The 18,180-nt window shown below is 68.8% G+C and carries 16 protein-coding genes; 10 read left to right on the top strand and 6 right to left on the bottom strand.

The features are described 5' to 3' along the window. The first annotated feature begins 31 nt into the window (after window positions 1–31). The 8 genes from sctJ (at window position 32) to asnB (ending at window position 8,394) form a co-directional block, all read left to right on the top strand. Window positions 32–919: a type III secretion system inner membrane ring lipoprotein SctJ gene (gene sctJ, locus BAMB_RS21155; protein WP_041491499.1), complete on the top strand. Its 888-nt coding sequence runs from the start codon at window positions 32–34 to the stop codon at window positions 917–919. Beyond that, entirely contained in the window at window positions 916–1,656 is a 741-nt protein-coding gene (locus BAMB_RS21150) for a SctK family type III secretion system sorting platform protein (RefSeq protein WP_011659210.1), read from the top strand. The genes sctJ and BAMB_RS21150 overlap by 4 nt, the downstream gene beginning before the upstream one ends. Beyond that, window positions 1,638–2,267 (top strand): type III secretion system stator protein SctL, encoded by a 630-nt coding sequence (sctL, locus tag BAMB_RS21145; RefSeq protein WP_011659209.1) that lies wholly within the window; start codon window positions 1,638–1,640, stop codon window positions 2,265–2,267. Before BAMB_RS21150 ends, sctL begins: the two co-directional genes overlap by 19 nt. Beyond that, window positions 2,264–3,649, top strand: coding sequence for a type III secretion system ATPase SctN (gene sctN / locus BAMB_RS21140; protein ID WP_006754497.1), 1,386 nt, complete (start codon window positions 2,264–2,266; stop codon window positions 3,647–3,649). Before sctL ends, sctN begins: the two co-directional genes overlap by 4 nt. Beyond that, complete coding sequence (locus BAMB_RS21135) at window positions 3,642–4,322, top strand: hypothetical protein (protein ID WP_011659208.1); 681 nt, start codon at window positions 3,642–3,644, stop codon at window positions 4,320–4,322. The genes sctN and BAMB_RS21135 overlap by 8 nt, the downstream gene beginning before the upstream one ends. Further along, window positions 4,316–5,125: a type III secretion system export apparatus subunit SctT gene (gene sctT / locus BAMB_RS21130; protein WP_006754499.1), complete on the top strand. Its 810-nt coding sequence runs from the start codon at window positions 4,316–4,318 to the stop codon at window positions 5,123–5,125. Before BAMB_RS21135 ends, sctT begins: the two co-directional genes overlap by 7 nt. 24 nt (window positions 5,126–5,149) lie before the next feature. After that, window positions 5,150–6,181, top strand: a complete 1,032-nt coding sequence (locus tag BAMB_RS21125; RefSeq protein WP_011659207.1) for an EscU/YscU/HrcU family type III secretion system export apparatus switch protein — start codon at window positions 5,150–5,152, stop codon at window positions 6,179–6,181. A 245-nt stretch (window positions 6,182–6,426) separates the two neighbouring features. Further along, the gene (gene asnB, locus BAMB_RS21120; RefSeq protein ID WP_011659205.1) at window positions 6,427–8,394 is read left to right on the top strand and encodes an asparagine synthase (glutamine-hydrolyzing); all 1,968 of its coding nucleotides are present in this window, start codon (window positions 6,427–6,429) and stop codon (window positions 8,392–8,394) included. A 72-nt stretch (window positions 8,395–8,466) separates the two neighbouring features. Here the strand turns inward: asnB and BAMB_RS21115 are convergent, their stop codons facing one another. The 4 genes from BAMB_RS21115 to BAMB_RS21100 all read right to left on the bottom strand — a co-directional run bounded on the left by BAMB_RS21115 (window position 8,467) and on the right by BAMB_RS21100 (window position 11,877). Next, window positions 8,467–9,270, bottom strand: a complete 804-nt coding sequence (locus tag BAMB_RS21115) for a lytic transglycosylase domain-containing protein (RefSeq protein ID WP_011659204.1) — start codon at window positions 9,268–9,270, stop codon at window positions 8,467–8,469. Next, entirely contained in the window at window positions 9,267–9,941 is a 675-nt protein-coding gene (gene sctR, locus BAMB_RS21110; protein ID WP_006755970.1) for a type III secretion system export apparatus subunit SctR, read from the bottom strand. Before sctR ends, BAMB_RS21115 begins: the two co-directional genes overlap by 4 nt. A gap of 3 nt (window positions 9,942–9,944) precedes the next feature. Then, window positions 9,945–11,090 carry a type III secretion system cytoplasmic ring protein SctQ gene (sctQ, locus tag BAMB_RS21105; protein ID WP_011659203.1) on the bottom strand — a complete coding sequence of 382 codons (1,146 nt, stop codon included), beginning with the start codon at window positions 11,088–11,090 and terminating at the stop codon, window positions 9,945–9,947. Between the two features lie 388 nt (window positions 11,091–11,478). Beyond that, window positions 11,479–11,877: a winged helix-turn-helix domain-containing protein gene (locus BAMB_RS21100; RefSeq protein ID WP_006754334.1), complete on the bottom strand. Its 399-nt coding sequence runs from the start codon at window positions 11,875–11,877 to the stop codon at window positions 11,479–11,481. A gap of 439 nt (window positions 11,878–12,316) precedes the next feature. Between BAMB_RS21100 and BAMB_RS21095 the strand changes: the two genes are divergently transcribed. Beyond that, window positions 12,317–13,519 (top strand): Fic family protein, encoded by a 1,203-nt coding sequence (locus BAMB_RS21095; RefSeq protein WP_041491498.1) that lies wholly within the window; start codon window positions 12,317–12,319, stop codon window positions 13,517–13,519. A 108-nt stretch (window positions 13,520–13,627) separates the two neighbouring features. Here the strand turns inward: BAMB_RS21095 and BAMB_RS21090 are convergent, their stop codons facing one another. Both BAMB_RS21090 and BAMB_RS21085 read right to left on the bottom strand, forming a co-directional pair. Further along, a complete protein-coding gene (locus BAMB_RS21090) occupies window positions 13,628–15,838 on the bottom strand; it encodes a xanthine dehydrogenase family protein molybdopterin-binding subunit (RefSeq protein ID WP_011659201.1) in 2,211 nt (736 codons plus the stop codon). A 2-nt stretch (window positions 15,839–15,840) separates the two neighbouring features. Next, complete coding sequence (locus BAMB_RS21085) at window positions 15,841–16,302, bottom strand: (2Fe-2S)-binding protein (RefSeq protein ID WP_006754332.1); 462 nt, start codon at window positions 16,300–16,302, stop codon at window positions 15,841–15,843. A gap of 181 nt (window positions 16,303–16,483) precedes the next feature. On the opposite strand from BAMB_RS21085, the gene BAMB_RS21080 reads away from it, so the two are divergent. Continuing rightward, window positions 16,484–17,410: an AraC family transcriptional regulator gene (locus tag BAMB_RS21080; protein WP_011659200.1), complete on the top strand. Its 927-nt coding sequence runs from the start codon at window positions 16,484–16,486 to the stop codon at window positions 17,408–17,410. The last annotated feature ends 770 nt before the right edge of the window (window positions 17,411–18,180 follow it).

The raw sequence follows: 18,180 nt of genomic DNA, 5'->3' as shown, positions 1-18,180 counted from the left end.
AAACGGGCCGCGCGCCCTGAGTGGACAAACGATGACGACGATCGATTCGACGCCGCGCATGCATGCGTGGCGCAGCCGGGCGGCGCGTGCGCTGCTCGCGGGGCTGCTCGCGCTGCTGGCCGGCTGCCAGAAGGAGCTTTACTCCGGCCTGTCGGAGCGCGACGCGAACCAGATGGTCGCCGTGCTCGGCGACGCGGGCATCAGCGCGTCGAAGGACAACGACGCGCGTGACACGTCGGATCGCAACGCGTGGCTCGTGAGCGTCGCGGACGGCGACATGCAGTCGGCGCTGACCGTGCTGCAGGCGAACGGGTTGCCGAAGCCGAGCTATGCGAGCCTCGGCGAGCTGTTCCAGAAGCAGGGGCTCGTCTCGACGCCGGCCGAGGAGCGCGTGCGCTATCTGTACGGCGTGTCGCAGGACCTGTCGCGCACGCTGCAGGACATCGAGGGCGTGGTGGTCGCGCGCGTGCAGGTCGTGATTCCGGAGAACGATCCGCTCGCGGACAAGATCAAGCCGTCGTCGGCGGCCGTGTACATCCGCTACCGGCCCGGCGTGGACCTGCGCGCGATGGCGCCGATGGTCAAGGATCTCGTCGCGCACAGCATCGAGGGGCTGCAGTACGACAACGTATCGCTGTTCCTGCAGCCGGCCGCCGCGCGCACGACGCGCGTGGACGGCATCGGCAGCGCGGTGTCGGACATCCTGCGGCTGCGCTCGCCGCTGGGCTGGCTGGTGTTCGCGCTGATCCTGCTGACCTGCGCGGTGATCGCGCTGTCGGCCGCGCGGCGCGGAATGTTCGGCGCGCGGCTGGCCGGGCTGGTCGGCACGCCGCGCGGCGCGAACGGGGCCGGCGGCGGAGCCGCGCAGTCGGGCGGCGGCAGCCTGCGCACGCCGGACGGCGCGCGCGACGGCGCATGAGCGAGCCTCATGCGTTGCCGCCGGGCGCCACGCCCGACGCCGCGTCGCTGCCGTGGCTGCACCCGATCGCGCCGCCGCCTGCCGGGCGGCGCACGGCGTTTCACGCGCTCGTCTGCGAATTCAACCTACGGCCCGACCGCTATCTGCACGTGACGCGCGTGCCGGCCGAGTGGCCCGCGCGCTATCGCTCGCCCGACGCGTTCGGCCCGGCCGGCCGCAAGCTGCTGGCCCGCCACCTGCTCGACGCGAACGGCGTGGCCGCGCACCACGACTTCGACGTCGCCAATCCGTGTGCGCGGCTCGCGCTGCTGCCCGGTGCGGCGCTCGAGCAGCTCGCGTCGTATGCGGGCCTGCTGCTGCATCGCGGCTGGCTGCGCGATGCGCTGACCGTGCGGCGCATCCGCGCGGAGGTCGCGGCGAAGCTCGGCGGCGATGCGCTGGAGCTCGCGCTCGAGCGCGCGCCGGAATTCGGCGCGCTCGCGGAAACGCTCGAACCGTGGCGTGCCGATCCGGCCGCGCTGCCGGTCGTGATCCGTGCACGCGGCGGCCGATTGCTCGCGGATTTCATCGGCGTGGCCGGCGACGCGGTCGCGCGGCGCGTGCGCCTGAAATTCAACCGCGCGATCGATGACGAGGCGCCGTACTGGCTCAACCGCACGCAGCGCGACCAGTTCGGCGAATTGCTGTTCCTGTTTCTGATTCCCGAGAGGCTTGCGTCATGGGACTGGCTTTTCTGATCACGAGCGACAACCTGCAGCTGCTGTCGGAGCGCAAGGTGCTCAAGGAGCGCGAATACGCGGCGCTGCTCGATGCGTCCGCGGTAATCGCGACCGCGCGCGACGAGGCCGCGCGCATCGTCGCCGACGCGCAGCGCGAATTCGACAAGCGCCAGGCGGCCGGCTACGACGAAGGGATGCGCCGCGCGCAGCGCGAGCATGCGGCGCAGACCTATACGCAGGCGCTGGCCGCCGCGCGCACGATGGAGTCGATGAAGGATTCGATGGCCGACATCGTCGTGAAGGCCGTGCGCGCGATCGTCGGCGAGATGGCCACGCAGAAGCTGTACGAGGCCGCGCTCGCGCGGATCGCGCCGCTCGTGCGCGACGAGGCGTTCCTGATCGTGCGGGTCGCGCCCGGCCGGCAGGACGAGATGCGCGACGCGCTCGAGCGCGCGTTCGCCGGCCAGTCGAACCGGCAACGGATCCGCATCGTCGAGGATGCGCAGCTCGAACGTCACGCTTGCACGGTCGAGACGCCGTCCGGACGCATCGACGCGAGCCTCGACCTGCAGATCGACGCGCTGCGCCAGGCGATCCGCCGCGACGCGCTGAAGGGCACGACGCGATGAACGGGCCGCTCGACGATCCGCAGTCATTCGGTGACGGCAGCGACGACGATGCCGCGCCGTTCGATCGCGGCCGCCTCGTCGGCGACCTCGATGCGGGGCTCGCGTTCTTCTCGCCGGTGTCGGTGCAGGGCCGCGTCAATCATGCGGTCGGACAGATCCTCAACGCGACCGGGATCCGCGCGCGGCTCGGGGAGATCTGCGAGCTGCGCACGCCGAACCAGCCGACGCTGCTCGCCGAAGTGGTCGGCTTCTCGCGGCAGACCACCTTGCTCACGCCGCTCGGCGACGTGGCCGGCCTGTCGCCGGAGACGACCGTCGTGCCGTCGGGGCGCGAGCATGTATTCCCGGTCGGCGAAGCGCTGTTCGGCCGCGTGCTCGACGGGCTCGGCCGGCCGCTCGACGATCGCGGGCCGGTGACGGGCGCCGCGTGGGTCTCGACGCAGCAGGACCCGCCCAATCCGCTCGCGCGCAAGATGATCGACACGCCGTTTCCGACCGGCGTGCGCGTAATCGACGGCCTGATGACGCTCGGCATCGGCCAGCGCGTCGGCATCTTCGCGCCGTCGGGTGTCGGCAAGAGCACGCTGCTCGGGATGATCGCGCGCGGCGCGCAGGCCGACGTGAACGTGATCGCGCTGGTCGGCGAACGCGGCCGCGAAGTGCGCGAGTTCATCGAGCACAGCCTGTCGCCCGAGGTGCGCGCGCGCTCGATCGTCGTCGTGTCGACGTCCGATCGTCCGGCGATGGAACGCGTGAAATCCGCGCTGGTCGCGACCGCGATCGCCGAGCATTTCCGCGATGCGGGCAAGCGCGTGCTGCTCCTGGTCGACTCGCTCACGCGCTTTGCCCGCGCGCAGCGCGAGGTCGGACTCGCGAGCGGTGAGCCGCCGACACGGCGCAGCTTTCCGCCGTCGACATTTGCCGTACTGCCGCGCCTGCTCGAACGCGCGGGGCAGGGCGCGACGGGATCGATCACCGCGCTGTATACGGTGCTCGTCGAAGGCGATGAGGAATCCGATCCGATTGCCGAGGAAGTGCGCTCGATCCTCGACGGCCATATCGTGCTGTCGCGCAAGATCGCGCTCGCGAACCGCTATCCGGCGATCGACGTGCTCGCGAGCCTGTCGCGCGTGATGCCGCTCGTCGCGAGCCGCGCACATCAGCAGTCGGCCGCGCGCGTGCGCGAGCTGATCGCGAAGTATCAGGAAATCGAGCTGCTCGTGCAGATCGGCGAGTATCGCGAGGGCAGCGACCGGCTCGGCGATCTCGCGCTGCGCGCGCGCGATGCGATCGGTGCGTTCTGCGCGCAGGGCTCGCACGAGGACGTGCGCTTCGACGCGCTGCTCGCGAAGCTGACGAAACTCGCGAACGACCATGTCTGAAGCCGACGACCGCCTCGTGCTCGCGACACTCGCACGCCTGAAGCGCGTGCGCGAGATGCGCAGCCAGATCGCGCGTGTCGCGGCCGCGCGCCAGCAGGGCATCGCCGCGCAGAGCCGTCGCGCGCTCGACGCCGCGCAGGCGCAGCTCGCGCAGCAGGTCGCCGCGAAGGCCGCGATCCAGACCCGGCTTGCGGACGACGCGCGCGAGGCGCGCGCGCTGCAGAACGCGGCGGCCGATACGCGCACGTTCGACCGTCATATCGGCGTCGCGAACGCGTCGGTCAGCGAGGCCACCCACGTGCATCGCGATCACGAGGCGACGCTCGCCGACCTGCAGCGCGCCGCGCGCAAGGCGAAGGCCGCCGAGGACAAGCTCGACAAGGCCGGCGAGAAGGCGCTGCAGGCGCGCGCGGCGCGGGTCGAGCGCGACGCCGACGAAGTCGCGGATGCGCACGCGGTGCGGCGTTTCGCGACGGCCGGCGTGTGGGCGGGCGACGCGGAGAGCCACGCGGCGGGGCAGCCGGACATGGCCGCCGCGTTCGATGCGCAGATGAGGTCGCGACCGGCGGATGCGGATGCAGACGCAGCCGACGCGGTCGATTCGGTCGATTCGGTCGATTCGGCCGCCTCCATCGACGACACCGCCCCCACGGCCGCGGAGCGCCGATGCTAGACCACGCGGCGAACTTCAACGACATCGCCGGCACGCTGCGCCCGCTGCTCTACGTGATGCCGCGGCTGCTGCCGATCATGTTCGTCGTGCCGGTGTTCAACGAGCAGATCATCACGGGCCTCGTGCGCAACGGGATCGCGGTCGTGATTGCCGCGTTCGTCGCGCCGGTGATCGACCCGGCGCAGGTCGCCGCGCTGCCGTTCCTGATGTGGTGCCTGCTCGTCGCGAAGGAGGCGGTGGTCGGCATGCTGCTCGCGGGCGCGTTCAGCGCGGTGCTGTTCGCGATCCAGGGCGTCGGCTACCTGATCGATTTCCAGACCGGCAGCGGCAGCGCCGCGTTCTTCGATCCGATGGGTGGCCACGAAGGCGGCCCAACGTCGGGATTCCTCAATTTCGTCGCGATCGCGCTGTTCGTGACAGCGGGCGGCCTGCAGGTGCTCGTGCAGCTGTTCGCGCAGTCGTATGCGTGGTGGCCGATCGGCTCGCTCGGCCCGGACTTCTCGTCGATGCTCGAGACCTTCGTCGTGCGGCAGACCGACACGATCTTCGAATGGATGGTGAAGCTCGCCGCGCCGGTGATCATCGTGCTGGTGCTCGTCGAGCTCGGCATCGGCCTCGTCGGCCGCGCGGTGCCGCAGCTGAACATCTTCGTGTTCGCGCAGCCGGTGAAGAGCGCGCTCGCGGTGCTGATGATGGTGCTGTTCCTGCCGGTGGTGTACGCGTCGCTGCATGCGCTGCTGAGCCCCGACAGCGGGTTGATGGCGCTGCTGCGTGCGCTGTTCGCCGCGCACGGCGGCGCGTGACGGGCCGCCGGAGCCGGAGCGATCATGGCCGAAAAAGACCAGAAGCCGACCGCGAAACGCCTGCGCGACGCGCGCCAGAAAGGCGATGTGCCGAAGAGCGCGGAGACGATCTCGTCGGCATTCTTCGTCGGCGTGTGCGTCGCGCTCGCCGTGGGGCTCGGCACGCTGTTCGCGCGGCTGCAGGCGCTGTTCCGGCTCGTGTTCGACGCGGCCGGCGCGGCGGACCCGTCCGCGCGGCTCGCGGCGCTGATCGACGGCGCCGCGCGCGACTGGGCCATGCTGTCCGCGCAGATCGTCGCGGCCGGATTGCTGGCCGGCCTGCTCGCGGGCTTCGTGCAGGTGGGCGGCGTGATGGCATGGAGCCGGCTCGTGCCGCAGCTGTCGCGGCTCAATCCGGCCGAGGGGCTGAAGAACATGTGGTCGATGCGCAACCTCGTGAACCTCGCGAAGATGCTGCTGAAGACCGTGCTGCTGGCCGCGACGCTCGGCTGGCTGATCGTCGAGTCGCTCGACCCGTCGGTGCAGTCGGGCTTCACGCGGCCGATGTCGATTCTCGCGCTGATCGTGAAGCTGCTGATGCTGCTGTTCGGTTGGGCCGCGCTGATCTATATCGTGATGGCGCTGATCGACATCGTGCACCAGCGGCACGAATTCAATCAGAAAATGAAAATGTCGATCGAGGAAGTGCGCCGCGAGCACAAGGAAGACGAAGGCGACCCGCATATCGAGGCGAAGCGCAGGCAGCTCGCGCGCGAAGCGCAGTTCTCGTCGCTGCAGGACCGGATCGGCTTCGCGTCGGTGGTCGTCTATTCGTCGAGCGTCGCGGTCGCGCTCTACTACGGCGGGATCGGCACGCTGCCGTGGGTGCTTGCGCGCGGCGAGGGCGAGGCGGCCGAACGGATCGTGCGGCTCGCGCGCGACGCGTTGCGCCCGACGCTCGCGAACGCCGGCCTCGCGCATGCGCTATACGACAGCACGCCTGAAAAGGGCACGATCCAGCAGCAGCATTTCCGCGAGGTCGCGCAGTTGCTGAAGTGGGCGACGGGCGCTGTCTGACGCGGATCGTGTATCGGGGCCGGAACGCCGGCCTGCGCGTTTTCGCTGCGATGTGGTCCTACTTCTCAGCTAACAAGCCACGCGCGCCGCACTTGACGCCGTTTTTTTTCCTGCTTCGTCTGACATTCACCCATGAATTATTGCTGATTTATTTCTTCGTAATATGGCTCGACCGTCAGTGGGACGGCGGGCCGCGAAGTCGCGCCGCCGCTGACGGGACAGGTCAACAGGGGTAGACAAATCAAATGTGCGGAATCGACGGCTTTTTGAATAGCGTCGCCTTCGATGAGGAGACAGCGCGCGGCACACTCGCGCGAATGACGACGAGCCTCGCGCATCGCGGGCCGGACGGGCAGGGCCTCTGGGTCGACCCGGAAGCCGGTATCGCGCTCGGCCACCGGCGGCTGGCGATCGTCGATCTGTCGGTCCATGGCCGGCAGCCGATGGCATCCGCGTGCGGCCGCTACGTCATGGTCTTCAACGGCGAAATCTACAACCATCGCGAGTTGCGCGCGGAGCTCGAGCGCGCGGGTCGTGCACCGGCGTGGCGCGGCCACTCCGACAGCGAGGTGCTGATCGCGGCGATCGTCGCGTGGGGCGTCGAGGCGACGCTGCGGCGCGCGACCGGCATGTTCGCGTTCGCGCTGTGGAATCGCGCGTCGCGGGTGCTGACGCTCGCGCGCGACCGCATCGGCGAGAAGCCGCTCTACTACGGCCGGATCGGCGACGCGCTGGTGTTCGCGTCGGAGCTGAAGGCGCTGCGCGGCTATCCGGGCTTCGACGGCACGATCGATCGCGACGCGCTGTGCCTGTACCTGCGCCAGTCGAGCGTACCCGCGCCGCATACGATCTATCGCGGCATCAGCAAGCTGCCGCCGGGCACCTTCATCCAGTTCGAGCACGCGCGCGACACGCCGCCCGTGCGCGCGTACTGGACGCTCGAGCAGGCGATCGAGGCGGGCCGCGAGCGGCCGTTCGAGGGCAACGCCGACGAGGCCGTCGGGCAGCTCGACGCGATCCTGCGGCAGGCCGTCGCGCGGCAGATGGAAGCCGACGTGCCGCTCGGCGCGTTCCTGTCCGGCGGCATCGATTCGTCGGCGATCGTCGCGCTGATGCAGGCGCAGTCGACGAACCCCGTCGACACGTTCACGATCGGCTTTCACGAGGCCGGCTACGACGAGGCCGGCTATGCGAAGGCGGTCGCGCGCCATCTCGGCACGCGGCATACCGAACTCTACGTGACGGCCGACCATGCGCTCGGCGTCGTGCCGAAACTGCCGACAATCTACGACGAGCCGTTCGCCGATGCGTCGCAGATCCCGACCTTCCTCGTGTCGGAGCTGACGCGCCGGCACGTGAAGGTGAGCCTGTCCGGTGACGGCGGCGACGAGCTGTTCGGCGGCTATACGCGCTATTTCCTGACGCCGCGCCTGTGGCGCAAGCTGCATCGCGTGCCGGCGGCCGTGCGCGCGCGGATCGCCGCCGCGCTGCACGCGCTGCGCCCCGATCATGCGGACCAGCTCGCGGCGGTCGCGCAGGGCGCGTGGAGCGGCGTGGAAGCGCGCGAATCGGCGTCCCGCATCGGCGACCGGCTGCACAAGCTCGGCCATGTGATGACGGCCGAGAGCCGGATCGGGTTGTACCGGCTGCTGATGTCGTCGGTGCATCATCCGGAGCGCATCGCGCTCGCCGGGAAGGAGCCGCCGACGCCGCTCGATACCGTGTCCGCCTGGCCTGCGCACCTGAGCTTCGCCGAGCAGGCGATGGCGATCGACACGCTTACGTACCTGCCGACCGACATTCTCGCGAAGGTCGACCGCGCGGCGATGGCCGTAAGCCTCGAGACGCGCATGCCGTTCCTCGATCATCACGTCGTCGAATTCGCGTGGCGCGTGCCCGCGTCGGTGCGTTTGCCGGAAGGGCAGTCGAAGGCGCTGCTGCGCCGGCTGCTGGACCAGTACGTGCCGTCGTCGCTGATCGACCGGCCGAAGCAGGGCTTCTGCGCGCCCGTCGATCACTGGCTGCGCGGCGCATTGCGCGACTGGGCCGACGCGCTGCTGCAGCCGTCGCGGCTGCGCGACGAGGGCTTCTTCGATGCGCAGGCGGTCGAGCGGCTGTGGCGGCAGCATCAGTCGGGCCGGATGAACTGGCAGCACCAGCTGTGGACGGTGCTGATGTTTCAGGCGTGGCTGGAGGCCCAGCGCGCCGCGTGATGCGCGATGACGCGGCGTGCCGCGTCATGTCCTGCGCGTCACGCCGGGGTCACGCCTGTGTTGTGTCGCCGCTCACTGATCGAGACACCGCACGCACAGCCGCTTCGCCTGGCTTGCCGACAACCCACGACACATCATCACGACCGGGCGCGCGTGGCACGACGGCGCGTCGGCCGATGCCGCGGGCGACGCGAGCCGGCGCGCATGTTCGGGCGGCGTGGTGGCGGCTGCATCCATGCGTCGCTGCCGCGCCGGCGGCGGCACGTCGCGCACCACCGGAATCGGCTCGACGCCGCCTTCGCGTGCGTTGCGCTGCGCACTTGCGACGACCCGGCTCACATAGCCGCTCGAGAAACCGGTCGTGAAGTTGCCGCTGTAGTAGCACGACAGCGCCGCGCGCAGCGCGGCCTGCGCGGGGCGGCCGGTGTTCGACGAACGCGCGAAGCATTCGGTCAGGATTGCGCCGCCCGCCCGCAGGTTGCGGCACGGCTCGAACATCGTCGTATCGTCGAGGCCGTATTTCGCGAAATTGCGCTCGTTCACCTGCGCGAGGCCGACGCTGTAGCTGAAGCCGCGCGCGGCCAGCTCGCTCACGGTCGCGCGCGCTTCGTCGAGCGACGCGGGCTGGCGCGCCAGATGGCCGCCGACCACGCCGATCGCATACGGATTGAAACCGGATTCGGTGTGCACCAGCGCGGCGAGCGTGTCGGGGTCGATATTCGGCGCGCAGGCGCGCGCGAGCTGCGCGAAGCCCGCGGCGTTGCCGGCCGCGTGCGCGCTGCGCGGCAGCAGGCCCGCCCATGCGAGCGCTAGTGCGAGCGTCGTGACCAGCGCACACAGGCTCGCAACGGCGGAGCGCGGGCCGCGCGCGTTCATCCCGCCCCCGCCACGCGGTACGACAGCACGAGCCCGTGCACGAGCAGCGACCAGCCGTCGAGCGCGACGAACAGCAGCAGCTTGAACGGCACCGAGATCGTCGTCGGCGAGATCATCTGCATCCCGAGCGCGAGCAGGATGTTCGCGACCAGCAGGTCGACGACGATGAACACGATATAGATCACGAAGCCGATCTGGAACGCCTTGGTCAGCTCGGCGAGCGTGAAGCTCGGCACCAGCACGAGCAGGTCGTCGTCCTTGATGCCGTCCGCGCGATTCTTCGGCCAGACCGACGTCGCGGTGCGCACGAAGAATTCGCGGTCGCGCTGCCGCGTATGCGACACCAGGAAATCCTTGATCGGCGGCAGCGCGGCATCGGCGAGTACGCCGATATCGGAAGTCGACAGTTGCCCCGATGCATCGAAGTGGCGCGACTGCAGCGCGTCGCGGATCGACATCCCGACCGGCGCCATGATGAACAGCGACAGGATCAGCGCGATGCCGTTCAGTACGAGGTTCGGCGGCACCTGCTGGATGCCGAGCGCGGAGCGCAGCAGGCCGAGCACGACCACGAGCTTCGTATAGCTCGTCACCATCAGCGCCGCGAACGGCGCGATGCCGAGCGCGGCGATCACCGCGATCAGCGCGACCGGATTCGGCAGGTTGCCCATCGTTCAGCGCTCGCGCGGCGCGGGCTGCGTCAGCGTGACGACGCGCACGCCGAGCTTCTGGCCGACCGCGATCAGCTGGCCGGTGCCGATCAGCATCCCGTTCGCGACGAGATGGATCACGCTCTGGTTGATCCCTTGCTGCAGTTCGATCACCGCGCCGGGCTGCAGCGTGCCGAGCTCGCCGAGCGGGATCGACGTGGGCGGCAACTCGAAACGCAGGTCGACCGCGAGGCTGTCGAGCGAGCGCGGCGCATCGTCGGCCGACGCGTCGTGCGTGGTCGCGGACGGGGTATCGGTGCGGGTCGGTTCCAAAGGCATCTCCCTGATTCGTTCGACGGTCAGCCGGTTGCCCGACGGCCGTCCGGTGATTTCCCACGCCGGCGCGGCCGGCACCCGTGCAACGCACAGCAGGTTCTGCTCGTGCGCGCGCCAGTGCTCGATCGCGATGATGTCGCCGCCGACGACGTCGGCCAGCTCGGCCATCGTCAGCTCGGTCCGGCCGATCTCGAATACCAGCGGCACCGGCAGGCCCGCATACGCGGCGCGCGTATCGGCTCGCGTGGCCACCGGCGTCGCGAAGAACACCGCGAGCGCGTCCGGCGCATCGAACAGCAGCGCGCCATGGCAGCGCCACGCGCCGTCGGCGCGACGCAGCTCGAAGCGCAGCGCGGCCGGCGCGGTGCGCCACGCGGGCACGCTCGCGGGCGGCGGCAGCAATTCCACGCGCTGCCGCGTCGCGGCCTGCAGCGCGGCGGCGAGCGGCGCGGCGAGATCGGCGAGCAGCGCCGCGCGGATCACGGCCGGCACGGCCGGGTCGGCCGCGTCGCCGAGCCACTCGTTTTCGGCGAGCGGATCGATCCACAGCGTGCCGGCGGCCGGGCCGATGACGAAGCGGTACGCATGGGCGTCGGCGACCGGTTCGGCATCGACGCGCCAGCGCACCTCGTACGCGTGTTCGCCGAGCGTGACCGGAGCCGCGGCCGTCGCGCCGTATGCGTGCGACAGCCCGCGCGCGGCGGCGGCGGACAGGCGCGGCAGATAGGGCGACGCGTCGAGCGCGACCGCGGCGGCGGCCGGGGTGGCGGCGGCGGGCGGAGCCCGGTTCGCGGCGTCGCCGGCGTCGGCATTCGTCAGGGACAGCGCAGGCACGGCGGGATCAGGGCGGATTCGGCGTTGGTTCGACAGGTTGTTGTGGCCGGCGGCGCCGGGGCGCGCGGCTGCTGCGTCGATTGTAGGGACGGCGCCGGGCGCGTGCCGTGCCGGAATCCGTAGTCGTAGGTGTGCGGTGGGCGTGGGGGCGGCGGTGAGCTACGAAGGCTGTTGCGCGGTGGCGCGGCCGAGTGGCCGAGTGGCCGGTGGCGTCGCCCGCGCAAATGCGGCCGCCGCCCCGGAGGCGGCGGTCGTGTTGTTTCGTTTTACGGCGAGGAGGCGCGCGTGCCGGGCCGCGAGGCGCTGCATGCTGCACGTGCGGCGCGCGAGGAAGGGAAACCTTGCCGGCGCGCCGCGCGATGGCGGCGCGCGGGTAAGCCGCTACGTGTTACGCGTAGTCGGCGGCCAGCGCCGACTGCGGCGCGGCGCGCAGGATCGGCGCCGCGTCGTGGCGCTCGACGTGCGTCATGGCCGCGCCGAACAGCACCAGCCGATAGCCGACCGCATAGATCGGGATGATCCGCAGGTTCTTGTCGTGATCGAGCTGCAGCTTCGAACGGATGCGCGAGATATGGGTGTCGAGCGTGCGCGACGACACGCCGAGCTCGCGGCCCCAGACCGCCTCCTGGATCGCCTGCCGCGGCACGATCTTGTTCATATTGTCGAGCAGGAATTCGACGACATCGAATTCGCGCGGGGTGACGTCGACGATTTTGTTGTCGATTTCGATCGTGCGGCGCACGAAGTTGATTTTTATGTTGTCGATGTACAGGTATTTGCAATCCATGGTGGCCCTCGCATGTCCGTAAAGGAGTGTTTGCGGGTCATGTACCGCAACTTCCGGGCCAGGGAGGGCGTGTGGGGCAGCGACGGACGGTGGAAGCGGGGCGGGCGGCCCGCCAGTATTGAATCTAAAAGAATTTTTAACGCGCGGCGCGCGGCGCGGTCGAGAAGGGCCCGGCCAATATTGAAGGATTGTTACGTAGCATCGCGCGGGAACGTTACGGGCGTTACGGGTGGCGTAACGTGGGGGACGAGCCGATGACGAGGTCGCCGCAGTGCAGTGTGGCGCTGCCCAAGTGGGGGGCAAAATAAACACGACACGGAACCCTACATTCAACCCAACTCAATGATCGAGAAATCTCATATAAATCATGCATATAAGTCGCTATAATTGGCGACATCAAACCCTACATTCAACCCTACATGGAACCCTACGGCGAAGCATGACGACCGTTGCCACCTTCGAACCGCTGTTTCCCGAGGACCGTGTCCTCGATCCGCTGCTTGATCAAGCCGGGCAGCTCGTTGATTCGTCGCAGCGCTTGCTTACCGTGAGGGATACGCCATTGGCCCGCGCACTCGCTCCGCAGTTGCGCGCGATGAATTCGTACTACACGAACAAGATCGAAGGCCAGCATACGACTCCGGCCAATATCGAGGCCGCGCTTCATCGGGATTATTCGTCCGACAGTGTGGAGCGCAAGAAGCAGCGCTTCGCGGTCGCACATATCGCCACGGAAGCGGCGCTCGAGGAAGAATGGGCTGCGCTTCCGGTCGCCGGGCTGTTCGAATCCGCGCGGATCCCGGTGATTCACGAGCGGTTCTTTTCCTGTTTGCCTGAAGATGAACGACTCACCGAGGACGGGCAAATCATTGTTCCGGGCGAGCTTCGGCGGTCGGATGTGACGGTCGGACGCCATCTGGCGCCGGAGCCGGAGATGATCGAACCGTTGCTGCAGGCCTGGGCGGCACGTTATGCCCGCATTCGCGCGAAGGAATATCAGGTGATCGGGATCGCGTGCTCGCATCATCGTCTGGCGTGGGTGCACCCGTTTATGGATGGTAACGGCCGGGTAGCACGTCTGCATTCGCATCTTGCATTACGCGCCGCTGATCTCACCCATGGGCTGTGGTCGCCGCTTCGCGGATTGGCGCGCGAGCATGAGCAGTATTACGCGAGGCTAAGCGAAGCCGATCAGACGCGGCGCAACGATCTGGACGGGCGAGGCAACCTGTCTCAGGAAGCCCTCGTCAAGTTCGCGCGGTTCTTTCTGGACTGCTGCGAGGATCAGGTCGGATTCATGGTCCGTATGACCGAATTCGAAGGTGTGACGGCGCGTATGCTCGATCTGCTGCGCTACCTGGAATTCAATCCCTGGACCATCCGTTCGGAAAAATCGGTCATCAAGCCGGAGGCCGCGGCGCTGGCCATGGAGTTCGTCGCACTGCGCCGAGCCGTGACGCGTGCGGAATTCTCGCAGATGCTTGGAGTAAGTGACGTGCTGGCGCGCCGCATCGTTCGATCGCTGATCGATTTCGGGCTGCTGACTTCTCCTTCGCACCGTGGCGACCTTTCCTTCGGGTTGCCGCTTGCGGCACTTCGATTTCTGTTCCCGAAGCTTTGGCCGGAGGTCGAACAGCAATGAGCGATCCGGGGCGATCGCGTCGCGGGCGGCGGGCTGCGGGCGGCAGCGCGGCATAAAAAAACCGGCCGCGCGACGTTCCCGTCGCACGGCCGGCGTTTCACCCGCCCGTCAAGCCTTCGCGCTATCGCCCGAGTCGAACGGCAGCACGTAATGCCGCTTGCCGGTCGCCGCGAAGATCGCGTTGGCGACCGCCGGCCCGATCGGCGCGACACCCGGCTCGCCGACGCCGGTCGGCGCCTCCGCCGACGGCACGATATGCACCTCGACCTTCGGCATCTCCGCCATCCGCAGCACGTGGTAGCCGTCGAAGTTGCGCTGCTCGACGTGGCCGTCCTTCAGCGTGATCGCGCTGTGCAGCGCCGCGCCGAGCCCGAAGCCGATGCCGCCTTCCATCTGCGCGGCGACGATATCCGGGTTGATCGCGATCCCGCAGTCGACCGCGCACACCACGCGCTCGACCTTCACCTTGCCGTCGGCGTCCACCGACACCTCGGCCACCTGCGCGACATAGCTCTTGAACGCCTCGGCCACCGCGATCCCGCGCCCGCGGCCCTTCGGCAGCGGTTTTGCCGGATCCCAGCCGGCCTTCTGCGCGGCCAGCTCGAGCACGGCGCGCATCCGCGGCTCCTTCGCGAGCAGGTCGCGGCGGAACAGGTACGGATCCTTGCCCGCCGCGTGCGCGGCTTCGTCGACGAACGCCTCGACCGCATACGCGGTGTGCGAGCTGCCGACCACGCGCCACCACAGCACTGGCAGGCCGACCTTGGTGGTGGTGAGCTCGACCGACACGTTCGGCACCGCGTACGGCAGGTTCGCCGCGCCCTCGACCGACGTCGCGTCGATCCCGTTCTTCACCATGAACGCCTCGAACGGCGTGCCGGCGAGGATCGACTGGCCGACGATCCGGTGGCGCCAGCCGACCAGCTTGCCGTCCTTCGTCAGCCCTGCATCGAGCTTGTGGAAGTACATCGGGCGATAGAAGCCGCCCTGGATGTCGTCCTCGCGCGTCCACTGCAGCTTGACCGGCTTGCCGTCCGCGCCGAGCGCCTTCGCGATCGACACGGCCTCGACCACATAGTCCGACCACGCATTCGCGCGCCGGCCGAAGCTGCCGCCCGCATACAGCGTGTGGATCCGCACCTGCTCGGGCTTCAGGCCCGCGACCTTGGCGGCATTGCCCTGGTCGACCGTCTGGAACTGGTCGCCGGCCCAGATCTCGCAGCTGTTCGCCGTCAGCTTGACGACCGCATCGAGCGGCTCCATCGGCGCATGCGCGAGATACGGAAACTCGTAGGTCGCGCTGATCTTGCGCGCGGCGCCGGCGATCGCCGCGTCGGCATCGCCGTCCTTGCGCGCCGACGCGCCGGGCTTCGCGGCGAGCTGCCGGTATTCGCGCATGATCTCGTCCGAGCCGCGCTTCTCGGCGTTCGCTTCGTCCCAATCGACCTTCAGCGCGTCGCGGCCCTGTTTCGCGGCCCAGAAGCCGGTCGCGACGACCGCGACGCCGCCCGGCACCTGCACGACCGATACCACGCCCGGCACGGCCTTCGCGGCCGTCGCGTCGAACGACTTGACCGTCGCGCCGAAGCGCGGCGGGCGCTGCAGCAGCGCGACGCGCATGCCGGGGAAGGTGGTGTCGAGCGTGAATTGCGCGGTGCCGTTCGATTTGGCCGACCCGTCGACGCGCGGAATGCGATGGCCGATCAGCTTGAAGTCGGCCGGCTGCTTCAGCGTGACCTTGTCGGGCACCGGCAGTTTCGACGCGTCGGCGACCAGCGTGCCGTACGCGGCCGTCTTGCCGCTCTTCGCATGCGTGACGACGCCGTTGGCGGTGGTCAGCTCGCCGGCCGGCACCTTCCAGCGGGCCGCGGCGGCCGACACGAGCATCGCGCGCGCCTTGCCGCCCGCTTCGCGCAACTGCTGCCACGAGTTCGACATGGCCGAGCTGCCGCCCGTGCCCTGCATCGTGCCGAACGCGAGGTTCGCATAGCGCTTCGCGTCGGCCGGCGCGCTTTCGACGCGCACGCTCGACCAGTCGGCGTCGAGCTCCTCGGCGACGATCGTCGCGATGCCCGTGTACGCGCCCTGGCCCATTTCGACGTGCTTGGCGATCACGGTGACCTTGCCGTCGGGCGTGATGCGCAGGAATGCGTTCGGCGCGAAGTCGGCGGCGGGCGCCGTCGCGGCGAGCGCGCGGCGGCCGAGGCCGGCCCATTCGAAGCCGATCGTCAGGCTGACGGCGGCCGCGGCGCCTGCGGCCTTCAGAAAGGTGCGGCGCGACGGGCGCACCGAATCGGGGTTGTCGAGTTCGATCGTCATGGTCAGGCTCCCAGCGTCGCGGCGGCGTCGTGGATCGCGGCCCGGATGCGGGCATAGGTCGCACAGCGGCAGAGGTTGCCGTTCATCGCGGCGTCGATGTCCGCGTCGGTCGGCTTCGGATTCTGTTCGAGCAGCGCGGTGGCCGACATGATCTGGCCGGACTGGCAATAGCCGCACTGCGGTACCTGCAGCTTCACCCAGGCGGCCTGCACGGCCTGCGCGGGCTTGCTCTGCGCGCCTTCGATCGTCGTGACGTGCTTGCCTGCGACGCCGGCGAGCGGCAGCACGCACGAGCGCACGGCCTGGCCTTCCAGATGAACCGTGCAGGCGCCGCATTGCGCCATGCCGCAGCCGAACTTCGTGCCGGTCAGCCCCGCGTGCTCGCGGATCGCCCAGAGGACGGGCATCGACGGATCGGCATCGAGCGTGACACTCTTGCCGTTCAGGACAAACGTGGTGGGCATTTTTTTGTCTCCGTGGGGAAAACCCGGCATAAACCGGATCAGGTGGCAGTGTGCGCGAACGGTCGGTTTTTACGTCTACCCAATCCTGCAAATTTATTGAACAATCCTGCAAATCCCCGGCACGGCGGCAAGCGATTCGCTATGCTCCCGCGATCCAGGGAAATGAAGCGAGGAATCCGTCATGGACATGACCGATATCGCGGCGTCGCGCGAATCCGGACGGCGCGAACTGGCGTCGCTGATCGGCCGTTTCGCGCCGGCGGACGGCTCCCACTCGACCGCCGTGCCGGCGCTGATGCTGCACCGGCATGCGCATCCGGTCGATCTCGGCTGCGGCGTGTCGCGTGCCGCGCTCGTGATTGCCGCGCAGGGCGCGAAGCGCGTGATCGTGGCCGGCCAGACTTACGAATACGACACGCAGAACTGCCTGATTACGTCGATCGACTTGCCGATTCTCTCGCGCGTCACGCGGGCATCGCCGGACGCGCCGTATCTGTGCATGTCGCTGACGCTCGATCTGCAGCGCATCGTCGAACTCGCGGCCGAGATGCGGCTGCCGGAGCCCGAAGCGGGCCCCGAAGGCGAGGGCATCGCGCTCGCCGAGCTGACGCCGCCGCTGCTCGATGCCGCGCTGCGGCTGTTGCGGCTGCTCGATACGCCGGCCGATATTCCGGTGGTCGCGCCGCTGATCGAGAAGGAGCTGCTGTACCGGCTGATGACGAGCGGGCAGGGCACGCGGCTGCGGCACATGGCCGTCGCGGGCAGCCAGACGCACCGGATCGCGCGCGCGATCGAATGGATTCGCGATCACTACGCGGAGCCGATGCGCGTCGACACGCTCGCGCAGGCGGTCAATATGAGCGTGTCGTCGCTGCACCATCATTTCAAGCACGTGACCACGCTGAGCCCGCTGCAGTACCAGAAGCAGCTGCGGCTGCACGAGGCGCGGCGGCTGTTGCTGCGGCAGGGCGGCGACGTCGGTTCGGTGGCCGCGGCCGTCGGCTACGAAAGCGCGTCGCAGTTCAGCCGCGAATACAGCCGGCTGTTCGGCGCACCACCGATGCGCGACGTCGTGCATCTGCGCAAGACGGAGTTGCTCGGCACGTAGCCGGCCGCGCCGGTCATTGCGGTTGCGGCGAGCCCGAGTCCCCGCGGGTCGCGCACGAACTTCGGTTTCACGCGTGTATCCCCCGGGCGGGCGGACGGACAGATGCGGCAATCGCCGGCCGGAAACGGGCCAGATGCAGGCCGACCGCTCGAGTCGCGCAAAAAAGATCGCGCAATGACGGACCTTCCGCGTAGATCTCCCGTGGCACGGATAGGTTTTCGGCGACGGGATGCGCGACCGATATCACTTCGGAAATGTTCGTCGCACGTATAACGCGCCGTCGCTGTTTCGATATGCAGACGGTTTGCCGGAGCCGAGGCGCAAGCCCCCGACGGTTGTCGCGATACATTCCTGAAACAAAACAGGCGATTCCCGACGATAGGTCAAGCCTCGCGGACGGTATGCGACGCGCAACCGTCGATGGAATCACGCATGGCATGCCGCTTGCGATATTGGATGCACCGGCGAGCGGTCGATCCGATGCAGCAAGGATGGCGCGTGGCCAACTCGTCAATAAGCACTCGGGGACACGATGATGAAGACCAGAAGCCATGACGTGATCCGCGCATTCCTTGCGCACCCTTGGCGTAGCCGCGCAGCGTGTCGTACGACTCGCGATGCAGTGCCTGCATCGCGGGTTCGTCGCCGCCGTTTTCCCGGCATCCGCGTGTTGCGCGTGCTGGAACGCCTGTCGTTCCGCACGACGACCTGTGGACCGCGGTGCGCCCCTTCATCCGGATGGGCCCTGCTGTTCGTACCGGTCAGCTTGA

It is taken from the genome of Burkholderia ambifaria AMMD, from assembly GCF_000203915.1.
GTDB classification, from domain to species: Bacteria; Pseudomonadota; Gammaproteobacteria; order Burkholderiales; family Burkholderiaceae; genus Burkholderia; species Burkholderia ambifaria.
The sequence above is the reverse complement of the archived record's forward strand: the minus strand, read 5'-3'. Positions and strand labels throughout refer to the sequence as shown.